The organism is Bradyrhizobium sp. 6(2017), from assembly GCF_011058295.2.
Taxonomy (GTDB): domain Bacteria; phylum Pseudomonadota; class Alphaproteobacteria; order Rhizobiales; family Xanthobacteraceae; genus Bradyrhizobium; species Bradyrhizobium septentrionale.
On the sequence record NZ_CP049289.2, the window covers coordinates 5,048,517 to 5,069,731 of the forward strand.

Below are 21,215 nucleotides of genomic sequence, written 5' to 3' on the forward strand. Positions count from 1 at the left end.
AGATGACAACGCTCGCCGCGGTGAATAGCACAACCGTTAGCTTGCCCGCGCTGCAAGCATTGACGGTTACGACTACCGGCGCGGGCGTCATTACCAGACTGAGCGATCAGCCCGGCGGCGCCGAGACTTATCCACCGGCTGCGTTGACGTCATCAGCCGCTAGGGTAATCGGCCCGTTTGCAACCACGACCCGGCATCGGATTGGGTGCATCGCGGGTCAAGTGTCTTGGGACGTGGCACCGTGCGACTTTCCGAGCGTCTCGCCCGGCGACATTGAGCGCATCGTGAAGCTCTCACAGGCCGACTACGACGCGCTGTCAACGCCCGATGAATCAACTCTCTATTTGATCGTAGGTTAAACCCTCATGTCTTATGCCAAACGTAACGCCAACATCCTGAGCCGCCTCGATCGCCACGCCGACCATGCATCAGCGGCCTCACTTCGCAAGGCGGCTGAGAAGTGCCTTGAAATCTCCGAGCGCTTCGCGAAGGAGCGGGCCGATATTGAGAAGAACAACCACCTGACGCCCGATGGTAGGAAAGCCCAGCTGCTTGAAAGCCTGAAGACCAGGCATGCGCGGGATCTGCGCGACGCGCGCAAACCGCTGGACGATGCCGCAAAGACCATCGAGTCACTGCGCGCAAAGATCAAGCCGGCGGCAATCGACCGCGGCGATATCGTCGGCGCCCTGGAGCGGATGGAGATTCGCACCTTCGTATTCAACTCGACGAATGCCGAGAAGATGAAATTGTTGCTCGAGGACGCGGACCCGATGATTCTCGATGCGGTCCTAAGCGCGCCGCGGGCGCTGAGCGGTGTCCCCGCTGAGTACTACGACCGCGCCAAGGCGGCTCGCGAGGAACAACTACATGGTCCGGTTATGCGCGAGATTGCGTCGGCTCAGGAGGTTCTGTCGGAGGCGCGCAATGCTGCCGCCATCGCCCGTTCAGATCTGATGGGCACCATCGAAATGGACCAGCGGCAGTTCGATAAGATCATGCACCCCATTGAGAACCGCACCGCGGCCCCCTGGTTGCTGAAACAGGGCGACCGTGTGGTGGTCGTTGCACCGGGCGAGTCAACCTACAAGGAAGCGACTGAAGACCAGCTTCGTGATGGGAAGTTCTACGGCTCGATGCAGGAATACCAACAGGACCGCGCGGCCTAACGAAAGCAAAATACGATGAGCGACGAAACTGTGGCATCGCTTGGCTTCGCGGTCAATTCAGATCCCGCGAAGCAGGCTGCTGATGTCCTAAACAACCAACTTGTCCCGGCGGCACAGAACGCCGGCAAGGCGGCTGATGGACTAAACCAGAGCCTCGATAAGACTGCGCCTGTCGTCGGTAAACTGGATGCCGTCGCCAAGCAGCTCGGCGTCACGGTCGACCAACTGAAGGCCGGCATTGCCGGAGCTAAAGATGGTGTTGTCAATTTAAAAACGGGCCTTGATGGCCTCGGTACCAGCACCCAAAAGACCGGCGATATGTTCGCCGATATGGCGAAAAGTATTGCGAATGCAAATCAGCAGTTCGTAAAAACCGGGTCTGAAACCCAAGCCATGGGCTCGGCGATCAACGCCGCTATCGGCAAGAGCGTCGTTTCATTCTCTGATATGACCAAGGGCGTTGCGACGGCCAATGGCGCCATCGCGGCGATGCCTGCAGTGCTTGACAAGGCTGCCGCGGCTCATGGCGGCCTTTCCGGGCAATCACAGGCCTTGGCGCACTCAGTTCGATCTCTGGGCGAGCAGTTCGCTTCCGGCCAGATATCGATGATGTCCTTTACGCAGCAGCTTGGCCATTTGAGCTACGCCATGTCTGGCGAGGGCGGCATTACGGGTGCAATCGGCGGCCTGGCGCGGATGATTGGCCCCGGCGGCCTTATCGTCGGCGGCGTGGTCGCAACAACGGCAGCCATCCTTGGCCTTCAGCACGCCATGGCATCGGCAGCGCTGGAAGTTCAAGCGACAAAAGACAGATTCGAAGCCCTTGGCGGCGTCAAACTTGGTGATGATTATTCCGCGAGCCTCGAGAAGCTGAGAAAGACGCTCGGCGTCACGCGGGAGGATCTCCAGCCAACGTATGAAGCCATGCTCAAGCTGGTGGACCTTCACGCCAATGATGGCGTTAGCGCGAGCATCGCCCCGTGGTCCAAATATTTGGACGCGGCCAAGTTCAGCGCGGATAAGCTCACGGATTCGATTGCTGCTGTATTCCAGGGGCTGAGGTTGGGCGGTCTTAGGACGTCGGATGCGGTCGCCGGGGTTGGAAAGTTCTTCGACGACCTCATCAAGAAGCAGGAACTGACCGGCGCCTCATTGCGCCAATTGCAGGATATCTCTCCGCAGTTCGCCAAGGCGCTCGCAAAAGCACTCACAGACGGCAGGCAGTCGGCCAGCGAGCTGGCTGCGGCGCTGGATACCGTTCCGATCCCGATTCAGCAGGTCATCGGTGTTCTGCCCGGCCTGAAGCAAAGTTCGGATGCGGCATTCAAGAGCCTGCAGGACAACCCGCGGACCGCTGGCGAGGCGATCGACAGGCTTGGTATAAGCCTTGCCAATCTCGCTCGCGGCAACGAAGCCGCGGCACAGGGCCAGGCGCAGGCCAGCATCTTTACGGTAATGCTCACTCAGATCGACCACGCCGTGGTTGGGCTGACGCAACTCAACGCGACGGGGACAGAGCAGCTAAGGCAATTCAACGAATCTGCAATTCAGTATCTTGGCCTCAGAGAAGCCACATCGGCACTCGGCAGCAGTTTGGCACAGGCCGACGCTGATATCGCCCGCTTTGCGCAGAACGCAAATGCTTCATTTGCCAGCATCGTCCAGAGCTATGGCGCCGCGCTGACAGCGATCGGCCAGGTGGCGGCGGCGGTGGCGAACGGCTCTGCACTCAGTGGTGGCGGCGGGAATGCATCGGGCCTGTCAGGCGGCGGCAATCCCTATAACACCGACCCGCTCGGGAATGTAAACGGCGGCAATGGTGGACTGCCTCACTTCGCATCCGGTACCGACAATGCCCCCGGCGGCCCCGCGCTCATCAACGAGAAGGGCGGCGAGATCGTCAACCTGCCGAGCGGTTCGCAGGTCATCCCGCACGATCTCTCGATGCAGATGGTCAACAACCTGTCGCCGGGAGCTCCGCCAACCAGCGGCATTCCAGCGGCATCCTTGCTGGGCGGCGGTGTATCCGGCGCTCCGATCCTCGGGGATAGCGCGCATCAGACCGACATCCTTACCTCGCGCCTGAATGCATCACTGAAAGACCAGACATCGGCGCTAAAGGATAGTACCGCTGCCGGTGCGACGCGCATTGTCGATGCCATCAACTCCTGCTGCGGCCAGCTCGTCACCGCGATAAACACGGTCGACGGCGATATCAAGAATATCCAGTTGTCGGCGGCCAACAGCAATGTCTCGTCCGGGGGATCGAGCTTTTCTTCTGGGACAGCGGCGTCCGGCGGCTTGGGGACATACGGCAATTCTAACGCGCCTTATTGGCAGCAGCCCAATTACACTTCGATGCTTCCCGGAGTCGTCAGGGGCGGCGGCCTCGGAAATCAGTCGGATGGGCTATTCGGATCTCCGTATAAGACGAACGATTTCAACTCGCCGCTCAGTGCGCCAGGTCCGTACATTTCCGCTGGTAACGGGTACGCCGGCTCGCTTTCTGGATCGAGCAGCGCTGGATATACATCGGCTGGATCGGGTAGCAGCGGCAGTACAGCCGGTGGGCCAGGATACGACAGTGATTACAATTTGCGGCCAGCAACACAGCAAGAGCGTAATGTTATCGAGGCGCAGACAAATGCTTGGCGCGATAGCCAGAAATACTCGGGCGGAATTATTAGCCCGAGCAGCATCAGCGACTATGGAGCCTTTGCCACTGGCGGCAAGTTCATAGTTGGCGGCGACGGCGGGACCGATACGACAAACGCGCTGCTGCATTTGACGCGTGGCGAAACGGTCGAGATCAAGCCGGCTGGCGTTGTTGCCGACAGCGTCAGCGTGCCATCGGTCGCGTCTAGTGCTGCGCCGAGTGCTGCCCCTGCCCAAGCCGCTGCGCCGGTCACAAACAAATACGTCACGATCTACGTGCAACAGGGCGTCCAGGCCGACACCTTCATCAAGTCACGCGCTCAGATCGCTCGGGCCGCATGATGTCAGAGACCGACGCCGAATATTTCGAAGCTCGGCTGATCGCGCTTGAGCTTCTGTTCCGCGGGTTTCTGTCAGGCTCCGTGGAAAACTCCAGAGATCCGATCGGCGAAATTGATCGGATGGAGGAAGAATTCCGGTCCAGCATTGCCTGGACCAGGTTCGGGGATGAAGATGAGCGGGCGGAACGCATCCGGGCAAATGTCGTCGCGATGATCCAAACGAACTTCGATGCAGTACGCGCTCGCGCGCTGCGTCGGATTGAAATCGAGTGCGCGGAGGCCGGCGGAGCGAGGAATTAGTTCCGCGCGTTATTGTTCGCGGGCTGGGCTCTCGAGTTTCCGCGTCAGTTCGCGGAGATCGTCCTCGTCCATTCCCGCCTCAGCCATAGCGTCCCTGATGGATTCCCTAATCATGTCGGGGAAAAAGGCGGCCATGACGGAAACGTACCTAATTGGGTCTCGATCGGAGAGTTCTTTGATTGCCTCCGAGATAGCTTTCTGTCCACCCGTTTGAGCGAGGTGCTTCAGCTTGTTGATCTCGGCCCAATCTGCGTCGGTGAGATGTGAGCTATCGACCACCTCGAGCCCTTCCTCATCGTCGCTTGGCTCCGTAGCCATGGTCAGGCGCCTCCCGTTGCGCCTTAATTGGTGCCCATCGAGCGCATGGCATTGTCGGTCATCTGCTGCCGATAGGCCGCGCGCTCTTTGAAGCGGGCTTTCGCGAACATCGCTATCGCGAGAAGTACGAGAAAAGCCACAGTGCCGATGGTTGCCATCGTCGTCTAGCTCCCGGTGATCCTCTTCTGGGATTCTGAATCAACCGGAGCGTGTCCACAAGAGGAAAATTCGACCCCGGGCAGTGATTTTACGGTGGAGAACACCGATTGAGCGTCACCCTTGCTGCCCAAATATTCTGAGCGACTCAGCCCTTTTGCACGTCAGGCGCAATTCCGTGCTTGTGACGGAGCGAAACTATGTGGCGTTCGCCGAAGGGAGTTGTTCAGAAGAAGGGACTGACCGACGAAAAGGCTGCACGCATGCTTGAAGGCTTTCGCGCGGGCGGCAGCTCATTGCGGCCTCACCATGTAAGCTCGACAAAATTTAAGGCCTATTGCGACGCTCACCCAACCTACGCAGCTGAAGTCATTCCGCTGCTCGCGGCGAACAGAAAGGCTGCTGACAAGCGTAAAGGCGCGGGCCGAAGCGAGCGGCAGACTTGCAAGCGTGGCCACTCGCTAGTTGACGCATACATTCACGTCAGCCCCGAGGGATGGGTGATGAGAAATTGCCGAACATGTCACCAATTAAGGATCAACAATATTAAGCCGCTGGACCCTGCGAAACTGTTGCAGGTCAAAACCATGCTTCTGGCAAAGAAGTCAGTTGCCGAGATAATAGGGCAGCATCTCCGCGGCAAGAAGCGGCCGGTGATCGTCAATTCCACGCTGTTCTACAACGCTCGCAAGGCTGATCCTTCATTCGATCGGTTTGTTAAGCAGCAGATCGCGGAAAGCAACAGCCGTGCTCAGAAACTGCGCTGGTCGATTCTGCGAGCGCGCGAGGCAACGCAGCAGCAGCGTGACGAGGCGAACGACTATCACGCAATACGAGCGATGATCCCCCGGGCGATTCCTGACCCCGATGAGATTGTGAGCCGCATCTTCGAAGAGATATTATCTGGAAATCTGGCTCGCGCGGATGTGGCAAAGCGAGTGCAGTTTTACGTCAAAGAGCGGGAGCGCCTGTTCCCTACGAAATACCGCAAGTTCGGTGACAGTCTGTTGCTCTCACTGGATGAGCAGCTATTCGACGATGGAGCGGCAACCAGGCTCGACACCGTAAGCAGGGGTCTGTGGGACTAGGTCCGACTCGGGCTCACGCGAAAGCCGCCCCAGAGGGGCTTGGCAAATCGCGAGATCAGTGGTGTTGTGTCCGTGGGCCTGAGAACCCGGACCAGAGCTATAGCCGCACATCCTTGGTCAGGATGCTCCCGATTGGCGTCGGGGGTGACGGGCTGAATGAACCTTTTCCGATCTGGAATAAGGTTCGACGGACGCGCTTGGCGGCGCGGCGCCGATCATGGCCATATTGGCCGGGGTTGGGCGTGCTGTCCAGAGGGGGAAACCCCTTAAAAGCGTCCTAGCTCGTCGCTCTGGCGAGTTCTCAGACCCCGGCTGCTGCGGCTGACCCGCGGCGACGGCCCTGAGAAGCCGAAACCACAGAGCAAACCACCATGCAAACCACCGTAGAAAGGCCAGCGGACTCCGCTGGTGAGCTTTACTTTAAGACCGACGTTTCCCCCGAACAGATCTTCCAGGCCATAGGGCGCCTCCGCAAAGAGGCCCGGGACGAGATAGACCGGCTCATCCGGTTTTTGGACGATAGCGACGATCATATGGAGCGGGAGCCGGACGACGATGAGCCGTCTCTCGGCACCCAGGAAGCATTCCCAGGCCAAGGCCGTGGCGGTGGTGGCGACGATCGCGAGCCCGACCTCGGCACGTTCGATCGAATGATCAACCAAGAGGAGGCCAGCCGCCAGCGCCTCGGCGAGGAACAGGTCGAAATCGACGCTGAGCTGGACCAGGCCGACCACGAGCCTAGCCTTGGCAGCGTCGAGCGTCATGGGTCCGGTCTCGGATGGGGGCCGGGCTCAAATCCGACCGGTGACCAGACGCGCTGGGCGTCAGGCGGCACCGGCGACCTTGAGGACGAATGCGTTACCGGGATCGCCGATCATGACGGCCTGCTCGAGCAGGTTGGGTCTGAGGACTGGCGGCGCGGAGGTATGGCATGAAGTCCGTAACCCGAAGGGGAGGCCTGTGCCTGATGGTTGGTGCCGCAGCCGCCTCAACGCTGTTGGCCTCGGACGCTGCTGAAGATCCGGCTCTGGCAGCCATTGCCAAGCATCGCAAGGCTTCAGCAGACCATCTGGCGTCAATCTACGCGGTCGACGACACCGACCCCGGCACCGGCGCGCGTTACGACGCTGAAGGTCTCAACGAGGCCTGCTGTCACGCTGCGTGGGATGCTGCCTGGGACTTGGCGTCAACGATACCCACGACGCTCGCCGGCATCGTCGCTATCCTCCAATACGCGAACGAGCTCGAGGATGCTGGCGAGGAATGGCCCGACACTGACCGCATCGGCCGCGACGGCTGGCACTATCGCCTGCGACAAACAATGGCCGCTGCAGCCGTCAACATAGCGGCGGTATGAACTCGATCCCCAGCCGCCGTTGACGAGAGTTGACCAGCCCGCCGGTTCACGCCCGGCGGGCTTAGTTGTTTTGCTTCGAGACCGGCGCGCTCGAAGCCTGTTCGGCCTCTGTCATGTCACGAGTGGTCATCGATTGACGGAGCTCCATTATCGGTTTGTCAACGGAGGATGCCATCCCGACTGGCGGTCGTTTCAAAGCCAATACAATGGCTTAGAAAAGCCGTATCTCGATAAACGTGGATAACCGCGCGACGGCAAGGGCAGCACAGACGAGAACTGATACTGATTAAACAGGAAATTGGTTTCAGCATATTCGCCCCTCAACCGCTCATTGTGGTGAACAAAAATGGAACCGATACCTTTGTAGTGGTAAATTGATTTGGCTTTGCGGCGCGAGTGTTCGGCCTCTCTGGCGACACTGCGGAGGTTCAAAAATTCAACAGGAGTTCGTCATGCCTATGGTGAAAGCTGCCGACCGCGCCGAGATGGTAGTCCGCATTCCGCGCGAGACGAAGGCTTGGCTCGAGCGTAAGGCCTCGGAAAACCTGCGCTCTCAAAACAGTGAAATCATCATCGCTCTGCGTCGGCAGATGGAAGCGGAGGCTGCTGACTAACATGGCGCGCGACGTTGCAATCCCGCTTGGATCTTGGCCGCTCGAGATGACGGCCGAGTATGCAGCGGGTTATTGCGGCGAGCCCAGTGTTCAGGCCTTCCTCAAGAAAGTGCCAGGCATTTACTCCGAGCCCGTGCGCTCTAAGGGCTGTCTGCCGAAGTGGCATCGCCTGAAACTCGACCGCGACATCGCGCGCAGGCATGGCATTCAGGCCGATGCCCCGCGGCTAGTCGAAGATGCGGCGGGATTGATCGCATGATGCCGAGACGGAAGCCGGTTGGCTGGCCAGAACTGATGACTGCAAAACGCCTCGTTAGCGGGGCTATTGCATATTACTGGTCACCACCCACACGTGCGCGAAAAGCTGGCTGTCCGGTCGTTCCCGAGGCTCTCGGGACAGACTATGGCGCAGCCAAGCAGCGCTGTGATGACATTCTTAATCCGCACTACCATTCATGGTTGACGAAGGGCGAGGGTCAGTCGGGGGATGCCGAAAGTGCGCTCCGCGGCACGTTTGACTGGATGGTCGCCGTCTACAAATCTTCGCCGAAGTACAAGAAACTGTCGGACGAATCCCGCTCGAGCTATGACCGCATGTTGCAGATGGTATCGGGTTTGCCGCTGAAAGATGGTCGCCGTGTTGGCTCATTGATGTTGGCGTCGATCACACCAGGGGCCGCTGACAAGCTCCACGAGCGAATGAAGGTGCATCCGAAGGGCGGCCAGCGAAACAGAACGGCCTTGCTTGCCATGAGGGTTTGCCAAAGGGCCTGGAACGTGGCGCTGCGGTCTGAACCGAAGGAAGTGCCCTCGCAAAACCCGTTCCAGAAAATGGATCTGGAGTACAAGGCGACGCCGACGCGATTGTTTGGCCACTCCGATCTGCAAAAGTTCGTTGCGGCCGCAGACATCGTGGGCGAGCGCTCGATCGGTACTGCTGCCATGATCGCCTTCTTCTGGCTGCAACGGGAAATCGACATCCTTGGCCGGCTATCTTGGTCCCACTACCGCCCAGCGGATAATCCTCAGATAGCCCGGATCGTCCATCACAAGACGGGTGAGGTGGTCGACCTGCCGCTTTACGACACGGACGGTTCGTCGCTCTGGCCGGAGCTCGTGGCTCGTCTGGACGGCGCTGAGCGTCACGGAACACTAATCGTAACTCGAGACGCCGAAGACCGTTGGCGCAAGACGCGACTTCCTTGGAAGAAGCGCCACTTTCTCCGGCGCGTCGCCGAGATCAGAGCTGCGGCCGGGATCGACCCCGCCATCAAATTTATGGGCCTCCGTCATGGCGGAAATACCGAGGGCGCCGACGCCTGCCTGACGGATGCGCAGATGCGTGCCCTAAGCGGCCACAGGACCACGGCAGCGCTACTTCGGTACGCTCAAACCTCGATTGAACAGCGGCGCGTAGGTGCGCGGCTTAGACGAAACGCCAGAACGAAAGGTGGGCAAACGTCGGAATGAGCGGGTGACGCGATGTCGGAATGACATCGTGTGAGCCGGCTAAGTGATTGATTTTATGGTGAGCGCGGAGGGACTCGAACCCTCGACCCCATGATTAAAAGTCACGTGCTCTACCGCCTGAGCTACGCGCTCACTCACCTGAACATCGGATCCGGACGTCAGCAGGGTAACCCGCAGGTTAGCCCGCACTTGGGATCTTGCTCCAGCCCGCGCTGTGTAGGGGGCAGGGCCCATCGGGTCAATAGCCGAGGGGCGGTCAATTGTGCATCGATCCGCTGGATTTGCTGTTCCCCCACCTGTGGTTAGGGCCGTTTCTTGAAGTCGGCTCAGCCGTCGTGGCGGATTTCCGATCCGACCGGCTGCGACGGGGCGGCGACCGAAGGCAGGCTGACCGGGCGCAACCCGATCAGTTCCGCCGTCCGGATCGCGCTGTTGCACCAGAACGAGAACTCGTTGATCCGCGAATTCTCCAGGATCGCGATGGAAACCGCGGCAAGGAACGGCAGGCTTTGCAGCACCAGCACGCCGGCGAAGATATAGATCTCGCGCACCTGCTTGTAGCCGTTGGTGACGACAAGCACGATGGCGCCGACCAAGAGCAGCACGCCGATCACGGCTTCCCAGAACGCCTGGAACTCGATCGACATCCGCGACAGGCCGCCCTTGGAGGTGCGGGCGAAGGCGAGATGCTCGGTGATCAGGCCCTGCGCCACCGCGCGCGACACCGTCCACTGCACGCTCATCGCCGCGATCATGGCGCCCAGCATCTGGGCGGCCTTGATGTTCACCCGCAGCCGGTAGAGCGCCACGAAGTGCACCAGCGAGACGATGAAGGAGGCGATGATCGGCAAGGTCAGGATCTTGTCGGGGATCGCGATGTCGGCGAAAGCGACGATCGGCACCCAGATCAGATTGAGGATCGCGACCACCACGCCGAGGCTCTCGGCGCCGAGCCAGTTGAGCCAGCCGAGCGAGAATTCGCGGCGCTGGTCGGGCGTCAGCCGGCTGGCGCCGGGCAGGAAGCGCCGCCAGTGCTTCTTGACGATCTGGAAGCCGCCATAGGCCCAGCGGTGGCGCTGCTTCTTGAAGGCCTCGTAGGTGTCGGGCAGCAGGCCTTCGCCGTAGCGCACATTGGTGTAGTGCGTGAGCCAGCCCTGCTGCTGGATCGAGAGGCCGAGATCGGTGTCCTCGCAGATCGTGTCGCTGGACCAGCCGCCGGCCTTGTCCATCGCGGCGCGGCGGATCAGGCACATCGTGCCGTGCACGATGATGGCGTTGAACTCGTTGCGCTGGACCATGCCGATGTCGAAGAAGCCGGCATATTCGCCGTTCATGATGTAGTGCATCAGCGAGCGGTCGCCGTCGCGATGCTCCTGCGGCGCCTGCACCAGGCCGACGCGCGGATCGGCGAAGGCCGGCACGAGATCCTTCAGCCAGTCCGGATGCACGACGTAGTCGGCATCAATGATGCCGATGATCTCGGCATCAACGGCAGTCCGCTCCATCGCGATGCGCAGCGCGCCGGCCTTGAAGCCCTGCACCTTCTCGGCATTGATGAACTTGAAGCGCTCGCCGAGCAGCCGGCAGTGATCCTGGATCGGCCGCCAGAAGTCGGGATCGGGCGTGTTGTTGATGATGCAGACGCACTCGAAATTCGGATAGTCGAGCCGCGACACCGCATCGAGCGTCTGCTTCAGCATCTCGACCGGTTCGAAATAGGCCGGGATGTGGATCGAGACTTTCGGGAACGTCACGCTCTCGCCGACCGTGGCGGGCGCAAGCGGTTCGCTCTTGCCGATCAACCGGCGCGGGCCGCGACCGAATGCCACCGCAGCGATCTCCTCGATTCGCGCCATCGCGATCAAGACCAGCGGAACCAGCAGCACCAGGCCAAGGCTGAGCGCAAAGGCCGAGCCCCAGACGAAGTAGTGCGTGGTCCAGTAAGAGAACACGGTCGCAACCCACGCGCCGACGCCGTTGGCAGCGGCCGACAGCAGCAGCGCCTGCATCACGGTCGGCTGGTCCAGCCGCAGGATCGGCAGCGACATGAACAGCCCGACAAGGACGGCGACCAGCGCGATCTTCCAGTAGTTCAGATCGGTGACCGGGCCGGTCCAGGAAAACTTCGCCTCGCGGTCGGCGTTGAGGATGCCCCAGTACGGACCGACGCCGCCTTCGTTGAATTTCCAGGGCTGATCGATGGCTTCGACGATGTTGTAGTCCATGCCGATGGCTTCGGCCCGCGCGACGAAGTTGCGCAGTACGGTGGCCTGCTGGAATGGACCGGGCTCGGCGCTGCGCAGATTGTAGCCCTGGCTCGGCCAGCCGAATTCGGCGATCAGGATGCGCTTGCCGGGAAACGAGTCGCGCAGCAAATTGTAGCGGTCGACCGCCTGGTCCACCGCCTGCTTGTCGGTGAAGTTTTCCCAGTAGGGCAGCACGTGCGCGGCGATGAAGTCAGCCGAATTGGCGAGCTGCGGATGATCGCGCCAGATGTTCCAGATTTCGCCGGTCGTGACGGGAACGTTGACCGATTTCTTGACCGCCTGGATCACCCTGATCAGCCGGTGCACGTTGTTCTCGGCAATTGCCCATTGCTTCGCCTCGGCGCGCTTGTCCTCGGGCTGGGCTTCCACATCGTGGAGGCGTGCGTCCTCCTCGCGCTGAATGCGCGGGGCGTCGTCGCGAAGGAAGCGAGCAAAATCCTCGCGATAGCGCTCGGCCTCGTCAGGGCTCGGGTCGTCCGCCTTGGGCAATGGTCCGAGGTTCTCGATCGGGACCTGCTCGCCGCGGAACACAGTTTCGTTGCCGACGACGATGCCGATGACATTGCTGTTGCGCTTGGCGAGATTGATCGCACTGAACAGCTCGCGGCTGTTGCGGTTGGCGTCCTTGTCGATCCACGCGCCGACCGTGACCTTCATGCCGAACTCGGCGGCGACCGGCGGCACCAACTCATTGCCTTCAGTCGACGAATAGAGACGGACCGCCTTTGTGAGCGTGGAGAGCTTTCTTAGGTCGGTGCGCACCTTCTCGGTGTCGGCGGCGACATCCGCGACGGTGTGGCCTGGCTCGAACGGGGCGTAGGACAGGCTCGGCAGCGTGCCACGGAAATCGGGCGCCGACTGCTTCTCCTGGAAGAGACCCCACAGGGCGGCGTGGGCGGCGGTGACAAGCAACAGGACGGCGACGACGGCGCGCATCGCGGTTAAACCATACGGGGCCTGAGAGTGAGGACGAAGCGAACCCGTCCCCTGGGTTCGACCAACACGGCGGCGGAGGCAAAGATATCTCCGCCATCCGATTTAACAACTGGTGTGCCGCGATGGCGTTTTAAGGGCGCAAGCCGTTCCAGCCGCGAAAAAAATCGCGGCCGGACCCGATCGCGGAATCCGGCTATTTCGATGCCGGCGCCGGTGACGCCGACGGGGTCGGCGCGGGCGAGGGCGAGGCGGCCGGCGCAGGCGCAGCGTTGCCAGCGGTCGCTGGTGCCGGGGTGGGCGCGGCGGCCGCAGCCGCGGCCTGCGGCTGGGCGCCCGGATTGATCCAGCAGGCGTGGATCCGGCCGTCGAGGCTGCCGCGCACCTTGTCGTCGATCTGGGCGCCGAACCGGGTCAGGCAGCGGAACGCAGCCTGGACGTGGCCGCCGGGGCAGCCGAACCGGTCATAGAGGTCGAGATGGCGGAAGGCGGTGTCGAGGTCGTCGTTCCACATCAGACGGACCACGCGGCGGCCGAGCCAGACGCATTCCGGGTTGCCGGCCGGACCGTTGATGGCCTGCTGGGCCTCGACGAATTCCTCGACCTTGCGCTGGTTGGCTTCCTTCGCTGCATTGGCAGCGGCGTCCGGATTTCCGGACTGCTGTTTGGCCTGATCCGGCGGATTTGGCGTGCCTGACTGGGCGAAAGCGCCGCCGGCTCCGGTCAGGAGCGCAAGGCTTGCCACAAGGCCCGTTACGGCAAGGTGGCGCAAAGCAGTGTTCTTCAACTCAAGCAGCCGTCGACGCATGCATTCCCCGATACGTTCCTGCCCCCGCGGGATCATCCTAACGGCTCGCGTGATGCCGTCCAAATAGGGCTCCAGCGCGGCAGAGACTCTGGCGGAATCCCATGACTGGAATTTGGTATTTTGTCCAGCAAACTCACAACTTTATCGCACCAGCGCAAAACTGTCGCAGGACAACCATGGTATTGACCTAATCCTACTCTTGGCAGATGGGCTGTGACCGGCTAATTCGACGGTCCCCCGGAGGATGGAACCGATTTCGCTTCGTACGCCGCTGGCGCTTCTCCTGATCTCGCTCGCCGTGATTGCAGCCGTGTGGTGGTGGCTCGCCACGCCGATCACGCTCGCGCGCGCGCCGATCGATCCTGCCGCGAAGCTGCAATGCGTGTCCTACACGCCGTTCCGCGGCGCCCAGACGCCGCTGGATCCGACCACGCAAATTCCGGTCGAGCAGATCGAGCAGGACCTCGCCGATCTCGCCAAGGTCACCGATTGCGTGCGCACCTATTCGATCGAGAACGGCCTAGACCAGGTCCCCGGCGTTGCGGCCAAGGTCGGGCTGAAGGTGATGCAGGGCATCTGGCTCGGCAGCAATCGCTTCAAGAACCTGCAGCAGATCGCGATCGCGGTGCGGCTGTCCAAGGAATATCCGGGCGTCGTCAGCGCGCTGATCGTCGGCAACGAAGTGCTGCTGCGCGGCGAGATGACGGCCGCCGATCTCGCCGGCAACATCCGCGCGGTGAAGGCCGCGGCCGGCAATGTCCCTGTCACCTATGCCGACGTCTGGGAATACTGGCTGAAGAATCGCGAGATCTATGAGGCGGTCGATTTCGTCACGATTCACATCCTGCCGTATTGGGAGGACATCCCGATCAAGGCCAAATACGCCGCAGCCCATGTCGACGACATCCGCAAGCGGATGGCGGTGACGTTCCCGGGCAAGGAGATCCTGATCGGCGAGACCGGCTGGCCGAGCACGGGGCGGATGCGGGAGGGCGCCTTGCCGTCGCGCACCAACCAGGCGCGGGTAGTGTCCGAGATCCTCGATCTCGCCAAGCGCGAGGGGTTTCGGGTCAATTTGATCGAGGCCTACGACCAGCCCTGGAAGCGCAGGCTCGAGGGCACCGTCGGCGGCTATTGGGGCTTGTTCGATTCGATCAAGCGGCAGGTGAAGTATCCGCCGGGCGTTGCGATCAGCAACTATCCCGCCTGGAAGCTGCAGATGGCGGGCGGCATGGCGCTGTCCGTCGCGACCTTCCTGGTGGCCTGGCTGACGCTGCGCCGTAGGCCCTGGACGCCACGGCCATCGGCCTGGTTCGCGGTCGCGATTTCGGCGACGACGGCGGGGACGCTGCTCGGGATCGCCGGCGACAAGATGTATTATGAGAGCTACGGCGCCGGCGGCTGGCTGCATTGGGGCGTGCTGCTCGCGGCCGCGATCGCCTCGCCCTTGCTGACGGCGCATGCGCTGATCGCCGGGCGCTCGCTGCCGACCTTCCTGGAACTGGTCGGGCCGCGCGACTATCGCGGCAAGGGCTTGATCGGCGCGTTGCTGGCGATCGTGCTGGCGGTGACCACCGTGATCGCGGCCGAGACCGCGCTCGGCTTCACCTTCGATCCGCGCTATCGCGATTTCCCATATGCTTCGCTGACCATGGCCGTGGTGCCGTTCGCGCTGCTGACCATGCTCAATCGCCCGAAGGAGGGCGTCCGGCCGATCGCAGAATCGGTGTTCGCCGGCCTGCTGGCGATCGCAGCCGCCTACATGATCTTCAACGAGGGCACCATCAACTGGCAGTCGGACTGGACCTGCGTGATGTACCTGCTGCTGGCGGCTACGCTGTGGCGGGCGCGGGCCGCGCAAAACCCAGGATAAACAGTCCGATCGCGAGCCCCGACAGCACGACATTGTAGAGCACGATGCCGAGCCCGGCGGCGATCAGCCCGACGGTCAGCAGCACGATCGACGGCCGCGTCAGGTTCAGCACCGCAATCACCAGCGCGGTGATGCCGAACACCGAATTCTTGAACAGCACGGTCGACAGCGCGCGCGCCTTGCAGAGCATGTTCTGCGTGCCGGCGTCGCAGGCCAGCGCAACGGGTGAGAATTCGATCGCCAGATAGCGCACATACAGCGCGTAACCGACGGTGAGGAAGCCGATGACCAGCAGGAACTGGACCTGATAGGGCGAGAGGCGGAACGGAGGTTTTGTCATCGCGGCACTATGGTCGGGAACGGGGTCGGGGACAAGGCTCGGTCAAAGCAGCGAAATCGGTTGAGAATTTGGCCGTAATCCCTTGCCGGACATAATTATTGGCTGTTTCGCCGGAACATGGAGGAGATCGTCGTCGGCTCCGGCTTCTTGTCCTCGGCGACGGGCTGCGGAGGTGGCGCGGCAGTGCGCCTCGGCGCCATCCGCCGATGCGTCGGCACGGGCTTGCTGCCGGCGGGCGGCTCGTTCAGGGCGAGCCGCTGGCCGTCATAGATCGCCGTCTCGCAGGTCCGCTGGATCAGGCTGAGGCCTGCGCAAATCTTGGCGGCGGTGCCGGCGTCGTTCAGCGGTCCGGCCACCAGGCGCAGCTGCATGCCGAGCCCGTTGCTGCCTTCCTTGATCACGATGATCGGCCGCAGCGCGGCCAGCGGCGCGTTGGCCTTGGACTTCAAGAGACCACGCCACAGCGCGCGTAGCCCGTTGACCGAATTCGCGGTGCCGAGATCGACGCCGAATTCGGTGCGCTGGATCTGCGCCTTCGGCGCGCCGGCATCGTCTTCGTCGGAGTCCGGATCGGGCGTGATGACCAGCGGCGGCATCGGTGCTGCGGTCACGTCGTTGGCGGTCGGAGGCTTGACGGCCTCGGTGGCCTTTTTCGCCGCAGGCTCAAGCGATGCCACGAGCGGCTTGTCCGCGACCGGCGTGGCCGGGGGCACAGACGCAACCGCTTTTGCATCCTCGGCGCTGGCAGCCGCGGCCGCCGTCATCGGGCTCGCAATCGATGCTGCAAAGCCGGAGCCCGGTTGCGAAGAGGCCGGCTGCGAATTCTCCGCGGCCGGCGGCTTCTCGGACACGGCCTGCGGCTTGGTCGCGGGAGCAGGTTTCTTGTCGGCCACCGCGGGCTTCTCGGCCGCAGCAACTGGCTTCTCGACCGGTCCAACCGGCTTGCTGTCGGTTGAAGCAGCCGTCTTGCCTGATATCGCCGACTTGTCCGGCGCGGCTGGCGGCGTGGTTGCGACCGCGGCGACGGCCGGCACGGGCGCCGGAACGGCGGGCGCTGAATTGGCGGGAGCGGGTTGCGTGGGGGCCGCCGCTGCAGAACTCGACGATGCCGGTGTCGTGGCTTGCTTGGCGATCGTGCCGGTCACGGAGTCGAGGCCTTGTTCCAGGCTGGTGATGCGTGAATAGAGCCGGTCGCGGTCGCCGTTGAGCGTATCGATCGCGGACGCCAGCCGGCGCGTCTCGCTGTGGCTCTCTTTCGCCAGCGTCTGCAATTGCTGGGCCTGGCGTGTGATGTCCGACGCCGCGACCTGATCGCGCTTCAGCGTCAGCGCCGACTGGTTGGCCATCACGGCGACGACCACGGCGCCGACCGCGGCGACGCCCCACGAGCCGAGTCGCCACAGCATGCGGCGATCGAAAGCTTCCTCCTCGGCCAAAAAGCCGGTGGTGCTCTCGGTGTCGAAATCCGCCGCCAGATTGTCGCGATCTTTGGCCAAAGCCCGCTTGGCCCTCCTCAAGGCCCGCCGAATCACGAGGTAAAGATTAACAGGAAATGGACCGGGAACTTGATTCTGAGCAGCGGCGGGGGCGAGACGGTTTCTTCTGCCGGGGAAAACAATTAAAGACGGCCTCCAAGTAAGCTTTGCGCAGCGAACTGCGCGGGAGATCGAGGATTGCGAATGACTGCGCGAACCAGCCTGACTGTGGTGCTTGCGGCCGGTGAGGGCACGCGAATGCGATCGTCGCTGCCGAAGGTGCTGCACCCGGTGGCCGGCCAGGCGCTGCTGTCGCATGTGCTCAATGCCGCCGCCGGCGGCGAGGGATCGCAGCTTGCGGTCGTGATCGGCCCGGACCACGAGGCAGTCGCCGCCGAGGTGCGCCGGGTGCGTCCCGACGCGCAGACCTTCGTGCAGCGCGAACGGCTCGGCACGGCGCATGCGGTGCTGGCCGCGCGCGAGGCGATCGCCCGCGGCGCCGACGATCTGCTGGTCGCGTTCGGCGACACGCCGCTGATCTCGGCCGAGACCTTTGCGCAGATGCGCGCGCCGCTGCGCGACGGCGCCGCGCTCGCGGTGCTCGGCTTCCGCGCCGCCGACCCGACCGGCTATGGCCGGCTGGTGGTCGAGGACGGCAGACTGGCCGCGATCCGCGAGCAGGCCGACGCCAGCCCCGAGGAGCGCAAGATCACACTGTGCAACGCCGGCGTGATGGCGTTCGGCGGCAAGACCGCGCTCGCGATCATCGAGAAGATCGGCAACGCCAATGCCAAGGGCGAATATTATCTGACCGATGCCGTCGGCATTGTCAGGGAACTGGGACTGGAGGCCGTCGTGATCGAAACCAGCGAAGACGAAGTGCGCGGCATCAACACCAAGGCGCAGCTCGCGGAGGCCGAGGCCGTGATGCAGGCGCGGCTGCGCAAGCAGGCGCTCGAGGCCGGCGTGACCCTGATCGCGCCGGAGACGGTCTATCTCGCGGCCGACACCAAATTCGGCAAGGACGTCACGATCGAGCCGTTCGTGGTGATCGGCCCCGGCGTTTCGATCGACGACGGCGCAGTGATCCATTCCTTCTCGCACATCGTCGAGGCCAGCATCGGCAAGAAGGTGTCGGTCGGTCCCTATGCGCGGCTGCGGCCCGGCACCTCGCTCGGCGACGGCGCGCGGATCGGCAATTTCGTCGAGACCAAGGCCGCCACGCTGGAGGCCGGCGTCAAGGTCAACCATCTCTCCTATGTCGGCGACGCCCATGTCGGCGCCAATTCCAACCTCGGCGCCGGCACCATCACCTGCAACTATGACGGCTTCCTCAAGCACAAGACGCTGATCGGCGAGGGCGCCTTCGTCGGCACCAATACGTCGCTGGTCGCGCCTGTGACGATCGGCAAGGGCGCCTATATCGGCTCGGGCTCGGTCATCACGAAAGACGTCCCCGACGACGCGATGTCGATTGAGCGTAGTGAACAATCCATCCGCGAAGGCGGCGCCGCGCGCTATCGCGCGGCCAAGATGAAGGCGAAGGCTGCGAAGGGGAAGTGAGGCAGTCGCGTCGCTGGCATACGCCTGCCTGACGATGTCGTTGCGACGCATCCCAATCCGAGGCGTCATCACCCGCGCATGCGGGTGATCCAGTATTCCAGAGACGGCCCGTTGTTGAGCCGAGAGGCCGCGGCGTACTGGATCGCCCGGTCAAGCCGGGGCGACGACAGATGTGGATGAGAATGCAGCTTCGCGTTCATTGCGCGACTTTGTCCGCATACTCCACCGTCGTCCCGGCCAATGCCGGGACCCATAACCACAGGGTTGTGTTGTTGGAAACAGGCTGTTGCCCCAGCGTCACCCAACAAAGCATTTCGATCCGATGCTAAAAGTCGACATCAATATCCTAGCATTCCGGGATTTGCAGTAACTTCGCGGCTTTCTGGTAGATACCTGTCAGATCGTCCAGCATATGAAGTGCCTCTTTGAATAGCTTAAAATTATAATCCGGGCGCAATGCGCTGATGCGTCGACGTGCGGCTTGGGCTTCCTCGACTCGTCCAGCGGCGGCGAGCGTCAGCGCCGACACGGCATGCGCGTGAACATGATCGCCGGCATGCTCGCCAACAAGCTTGGCAAAATCGGCAGCTTCCTCGATTTTACCCAGTCGGAGCAACGCGAACGTCCGCACCCGATGGGTACCGAACATCATCGGATCAAGCGGGCTGAGATGAGATGCGATATCGGCTGCGTCTATTGCGCGCGCAGGGTCCCCGGTCTGAGCTTGTACGAATGCAAGCGTGTAGTGAGCAAAGGCATAATTGGGACTCAAGCGAACGGATTGATTGAGCTCGCCGAGAGCGCCGTCATGCGCGTGCTGAAGCCATAGAGCACGACCGATGGCGCAATGGGCTGCCGGGTCGTTGGGGTCCGACATCAATGCCTGTTCGGCTGTCTCAAAGGCCAACGAAATTTCACGCTCGGGTTGGCTCACATGCAGATGGAACGCATTCTGGAAATGCGTGAAGGACAGCCCGGCATAGCTTCGAGAGAAAGTTGGATCGAGACTGATCGCCCTCTTGAAGAAATGCTGTGCCTCACGATTGCTGTCGGTCGTAAAGCGGTACATGCATGCGAGGCCACGATGATACGCCTGCCAGGCATCAAGGGAGGCTGGCGGCATGAGCAGCGCACGGTTCCGCTCAATGACATGAATTTCGGCATCAAGGCCCGTTATGATGCGCGCGGCCAGCAACGGAGGTACGGAAAAGGAATCAACGGCGTTGCAACTGAATTCGTCGACCCAGAAGATGCGATCGCTCCTGGGGTCGATCAGTTCCACTGTGACGAGATATTTCTTGCCGTCACGTCGTAAGTGGCCTGACGCGACATATTGCGCATTAACCAGGGTAGCAGCTGCCGTGGGCGTTTGATTCCGCAACGAAAGGGCGGTGCCGCGAGCAATCACGCTGATACTTCGCAATTTGGCAATGCCGAAAATGATGTCGCTGGTGACGCTGTCAGCATCCGCAACGTCTCCCGGCGCGGCCGTAAAGGGTAGCAACAGGAGTGTTGGCCCGCCTGTATCATGCCTCGGTCGGGCAGGCGGAATGCCGGAATGCGCGACGCCCACCAAACTCACGCTGATGGGCTTCGAAATTGACTGTTGTGCCGTGGCAAAGGCGGCTTTCAGCGACGACGGGTCGATGCCTTCGGTCTGAAAGCGAGTAACCGACGCATCGATCTGATGCTCGGCTTCCGCGTAAAGCCCTCGACCAAGCAGAGCGCGAACGAGTTCGATATGAACCGCTTCGTCGAACGGCGCAATGTCGAGGCACTCGCGCAGGACTTCGATACGGTCTTCGCTCTCCGGCGGCAGGAGCGAGCTTAGTCGTTCGAGTAGTTGCTGCCGCAATTGACCAAAACGGTGCCGTTGGCCCGCCAGCCAGTTTTCGAACGAGGGGGCCCTTTCGACGGAAAGACCCTCGAGAAAGTCACCCCGGAACAGATTCAGGAGCGCCCGAAGGTCGCTCGGCGACCCGCAGGTCAAAGTCTTCTGGGTGCGGCGCGCGACCAGGAGTGCGTCGATCTCGAGTGCGCTGGTTTCGATGCAGACCTGCTTGCGGTCGGCAACAAGTCGCATCGTTGTTGGCCCGTCGACCAATGGTCGCAGCTTGGACAGGCACCAGCGCAGTTCGCCTCGTGGGTCGTCGGCGACGTCCCAAAGGAACTCGCACAGTTTTTCGCGGGAAACCGGCCGTGCCGCCATCGCGAGATAGGCAAGCAGAGCGCGGACCTTGCGCGATGGCGGCTGCGCCACCGGGCTTCCATTCTGGATGACCTGCAACGGTCCCAGAAAAAGCAGGCGGTCCGCGGACAGGCTCGCCATTTCCATGATCGCTCCAACGCTCGCACCAACGATAGCCGCTTACAGCAGGAGATCTTGGACACCGTGTGATCACTCGGACGTTAGCACACGCCGAGTTCCATGCGGAAGAAAAACATCCAGCGCAACCAGCAACTTAACGAGAAGGCTCTGTCGTCGCCG

General features: G+C 62.1%; 19 protein-coding genes and 1 tRNA gene. 11 read left to right on the plus strand and 9 right to left on the minus strand.

The window, feature by feature from the left end:
• Window positions 1–2: 2 nt before the first annotated feature.
• From G6P99_RS23575 to G6P99_RS23590, 4 genes are read left to right on the plus strand one after another with little or no spacing between them, the layout of a single operon-like run.
• Complete coding sequence (locus G6P99_RS23575) at window positions 3–359, plus strand: phage upper tail fiber protein (protein WP_165123555.1); 357 nt, start codon at window positions 3–5, stop codon at window positions 357–359.
• 6 nt (window positions 360–365) lie between these two features.
• Entirely contained in the window at window positions 366–1,169 is an 804-nt protein-coding gene (locus G6P99_RS23580; protein ID WP_165123557.1) for a hypothetical protein, read from the plus strand.
• Between the two features lie 15 nt (window positions 1,170–1,184).
• Complete coding sequence (locus G6P99_RS23585) at window positions 1,185–4,166, plus strand: hypothetical protein (protein WP_165123559.1); 2,982 nt, start codon at window positions 1,185–1,187, stop codon at window positions 4,164–4,166.
• Entirely contained in the window at window positions 4,166–4,465 is a 300-nt protein-coding gene (locus G6P99_RS23590; protein WP_334261595.1) for a hypothetical protein, read from the plus strand. The genes G6P99_RS23585 and G6P99_RS23590 overlap by 1 nt, the downstream gene beginning before the upstream one ends.
• Before the next feature lie 9 nt (window positions 4,466–4,474).
• Here G6P99_RS23590 and G6P99_RS23595 read toward each other — a convergent pair whose 3' ends face one another.
• On the minus strand, window positions 4,475–4,783 hold the full coding sequence (locus G6P99_RS23595; protein WP_165123563.1) for a hypothetical protein: 309 nt from the start codon (window positions 4,781–4,783) through the stop codon (window positions 4,475–4,477).
• Between the two features lie 23 nt (window positions 4,784–4,806).
• Window positions 4,807–4,941, minus strand: coding sequence for a hypothetical protein (locus G6P99_RS23600; protein WP_256434666.1), 135 nt, complete (start codon window positions 4,939–4,941; stop codon window positions 4,807–4,809).
• A gap of 198 nt (window positions 4,942–5,139) precedes the next feature.
• Between G6P99_RS23600 and G6P99_RS23605 the strand changes: the two genes are divergently transcribed.
• On the plus strand, window positions 5,140–6,027 hold the full coding sequence (locus G6P99_RS23605) for a hypothetical protein (RefSeq protein ID WP_165123565.1): 888 nt from the start codon (window positions 5,140–5,142) through the stop codon (window positions 6,025–6,027).
• Window positions 6,028–6,293: 266 nt separating this feature from the next.
• On the opposite strand, the gene G6P99_RS23610 is transcribed toward G6P99_RS23605, so the two are convergent.
• On the minus strand, window positions 6,294–6,791 hold the full coding sequence (locus tag G6P99_RS23610) for a hypothetical protein (RefSeq protein ID WP_165123567.1): 498 nt from the start codon (window positions 6,789–6,791) through the stop codon (window positions 6,294–6,296).
• A 167-nt stretch (window positions 6,792–6,958) separates the two neighbouring features.
• On the opposite strand from G6P99_RS23610, the gene G6P99_RS23615 reads away from it, so the two are divergent.
• The 4 genes from G6P99_RS23615 to G6P99_RS23630 all read left to right on the plus strand — a co-directional run bounded on the left by G6P99_RS23615 (window position 6,959) and on the right by G6P99_RS23630 (window position 9,468).
• Window positions 6,959–7,384, plus strand: a complete 426-nt coding sequence (locus G6P99_RS23615) for a hypothetical protein (protein ID WP_165123569.1) — start codon at window positions 6,959–6,961, stop codon at window positions 7,382–7,384.
• 452 nt (window positions 7,385–7,836) lie between these two features.
• Complete coding sequence (locus G6P99_RS23620; protein WP_246709602.1) at window positions 7,837–7,998, plus strand: Arc family DNA-binding protein; 162 nt, start codon at window positions 7,837–7,839, stop codon at window positions 7,996–7,998.
• A gap of 1 nt (window position 7,999) precedes the next feature.
• The gene (locus G6P99_RS23625; RefSeq protein WP_165123571.1) at window positions 8,000–8,257 is read left to right on the plus strand and encodes a hypothetical protein; all 258 of its coding nucleotides are present in this window, start codon (window positions 8,000–8,002) and stop codon (window positions 8,255–8,257) included.
• A 35-nt stretch (window positions 8,258–8,292) separates the two neighbouring features.
• A complete protein-coding gene (locus G6P99_RS23630) occupies window positions 8,293–9,468 on the plus strand; it encodes a hypothetical protein (RefSeq protein WP_165123573.1) in 1,176 nt (391 codons plus the stop codon).
• Window positions 9,469–9,524: 56 nt separating this feature from the next.
• Here the strand turns inward: G6P99_RS23630 and G6P99_RS23635 are convergent.
• From G6P99_RS23635 to G6P99_RS23645, 3 genes are all read right to left on the minus strand, one after another.
• A tRNA-Lys gene (locus G6P99_RS23635) sits at window positions 9,525–9,600 on the minus strand.
• Between the two features lie 194 nt (window positions 9,601–9,794).
• Window positions 9,795–12,671: a glycosyltransferase gene (locus tag G6P99_RS23640; RefSeq protein WP_165123575.1), complete on the minus strand. Its 2,877-nt coding sequence runs from the start codon at window positions 12,669–12,671 to the stop codon at window positions 9,795–9,797.
• 193 nt (window positions 12,672–12,864) lie between these two features.
• Entirely contained in the window at window positions 12,865–13,476 is a 612-nt protein-coding gene (locus G6P99_RS23645) for a hypothetical protein (RefSeq protein WP_029081901.1), read from the minus strand.
• Window positions 13,477–13,720: 244 nt separating this feature from the next.
• Between G6P99_RS23645 and G6P99_RS23650 the strand changes: the two genes are divergently transcribed.
• Window positions 13,721–15,349: a beta-1,6-glucan synthase gene (locus G6P99_RS23650; RefSeq protein ID WP_029081900.1), complete on the plus strand. Its 1,629-nt coding sequence runs from the start codon at window positions 13,721–13,723 to the stop codon at window positions 15,347–15,349.
• On the opposite strand, the gene G6P99_RS23655 is transcribed toward G6P99_RS23650, so the two are convergent.
• Both G6P99_RS23655 and G6P99_RS23660 read right to left on the minus strand, forming a co-directional pair.
• Entirely contained in the window at window positions 15,309–15,689 is a 381-nt protein-coding gene (locus G6P99_RS23655) for a hypothetical protein (RefSeq protein ID WP_029081899.1), read from the minus strand. The two genes, G6P99_RS23650 and G6P99_RS23655, sit on opposite strands and share 41 nt — an antisense overlap.
• Window positions 15,690–15,784: 95 nt before the next feature.
• Window positions 15,785–17,185 (minus strand): hypothetical protein, encoded by a 1,401-nt coding sequence (locus G6P99_RS23660; protein ID WP_205751510.1) that lies wholly within the window; start codon window positions 17,183–17,185, stop codon window positions 15,785–15,787.
• Window positions 17,186–17,368: 183 nt separating this feature from the next.
• Between G6P99_RS23660 and glmU the strand changes: the two genes are divergently transcribed.
• Window positions 17,369–18,727 carry a bifunctional UDP-N-acetylglucosamine diphosphorylase/glucosamine-1-phosphate N-acetyltransferase GlmU gene (glmU, locus tag G6P99_RS23665; RefSeq protein WP_029081897.1) on the plus strand — a complete coding sequence of 453 codons (1,359 nt, stop codon included), beginning with the start codon at window positions 17,369–17,371 and terminating at the stop codon, window positions 18,725–18,727.
• A 346-nt stretch (window positions 18,728–19,073) separates the two neighbouring features.
• Here the strand turns inward: glmU and G6P99_RS23670 are convergent, their stop codons facing one another.
• The gene (locus tag G6P99_RS23670; protein ID WP_084518510.1) at window positions 19,074–21,062 is read right to left on the minus strand and encodes a BTAD domain-containing putative transcriptional regulator; all 1,989 of its coding nucleotides are present in this window, start codon (window positions 21,060–21,062) and stop codon (window positions 19,074–19,076) included.
• Window positions 21,063–21,215 lie beyond the last annotated feature (153 nt).

Excerpts from the sequence above, each read along its gene's own strand:
- G6P99_RS23590 (WP_334261595.1), top strand. The coding sequence starts at position 4,166 with ATGTCAGAGACCGACGCCGAATATTTCGAAGCTCGGCTGATCGCGCTT.
- G6P99_RS23585 (WP_165123559.1), top strand. The coding sequence starts at position 1,185 with ATGAGCGACGAAACTGTGGCATCGCTTGGCTTCGCGGTCAATTCAGAT.
- G6P99_RS23650 (WP_029081900.1), top strand. The coding sequence starts at position 13,721 with ATGGAACCGATTTCGCTTCGTACGCCGCTGGCGCTTCTCCTGATCTCG.
- G6P99_RS23615 (WP_165123569.1), top strand. The coding sequence starts at position 6,959 with ATGAAGTCCGTAACCCGAAGGGGAGGCCTGTGCCTGATGGTTGGTGCC.
- G6P99_RS23630 (WP_165123573.1), top strand. The coding sequence starts at position 8,293 with ATGACTGCAAAACGCCTCGTTAGCGGGGCTATTGCATATTACTGGTCA.
- G6P99_RS23640 (WP_165123575.1), bottom strand. The coding sequence starts at position 12,671 with ATGCGCGCCGTCGTCGCCGTCCTGTTGCTTGTCACCGCCGCCCACGCC.
- G6P99_RS23620 (WP_246709602.1), top strand. The coding sequence starts at position 7,837 with ATGCCTATGGTGAAAGCTGCCGACCGCGCCGAGATGGTAGTCCGCATT.
- G6P99_RS23610 (WP_165123567.1), bottom strand. The coding sequence starts at position 6,791 with ATGACGCTCGACGCTGCCAAGGCTAGGCTCGTGGTCGGCCTGGTCCAG.
- G6P99_RS23670 (WP_084518510.1), bottom strand. The coding sequence starts at position 21,062 with ATGGAAATGGCGAGCCTGTCCGCGGACCGCCTGCTTTTTCTGGGACCG.
- G6P99_RS23575 (WP_165123555.1), top strand. The coding sequence starts at position 3 with ATGACAACGCTCGCCGCGGTGAATAGCACAACCGTTAGCTTGCCCGCG.
- G6P99_RS23595 (WP_165123563.1), bottom strand. The coding sequence starts at position 4,783 with ATGGCTACGGAGCCAAGCGACGATGAGGAAGGGCTCGAGGTGGTCGAT.
- G6P99_RS23645 (WP_029081901.1), bottom strand. The coding sequence starts at position 13,476 with ATGCGTCGACGGCTGCTTGAGTTGAAGAACACTGCTTTGCGCCACCTT.
- G6P99_RS23600 (WP_256434666.1), bottom strand. The coding sequence starts at position 4,941 with ATGGCAACCATCGGCACTGTGGCTTTTCTCGTACTTCTCGCGATAGCG.
- G6P99_RS23655 (WP_029081899.1), bottom strand. The coding sequence starts at position 15,689 with ATGACAAAACCTCCGTTCCGCCTCTCGCCCTATCAGGTCCAGTTCCTG.
- G6P99_RS23580 (WP_165123557.1), top strand. The coding sequence starts at position 366 with ATGTCTTATGCCAAACGTAACGCCAACATCCTGAGCCGCCTCGATCGC.
- glmU (WP_029081897.1), top strand. The coding sequence starts at position 17,369 with ATGACTGCGCGAACCAGCCTGACTGTGGTGCTTGCGGCCGGTGAGGGC.
- G6P99_RS23625 (WP_165123571.1), top strand. The coding sequence starts at position 8,000 with ATGGCGCGCGACGTTGCAATCCCGCTTGGATCTTGGCCGCTCGAGATG.
- G6P99_RS23605 (WP_165123565.1), top strand. The coding sequence starts at position 5,140 with ATGTGGCGTTCGCCGAAGGGAGTTGTTCAGAAGAAGGGACTGACCGAC.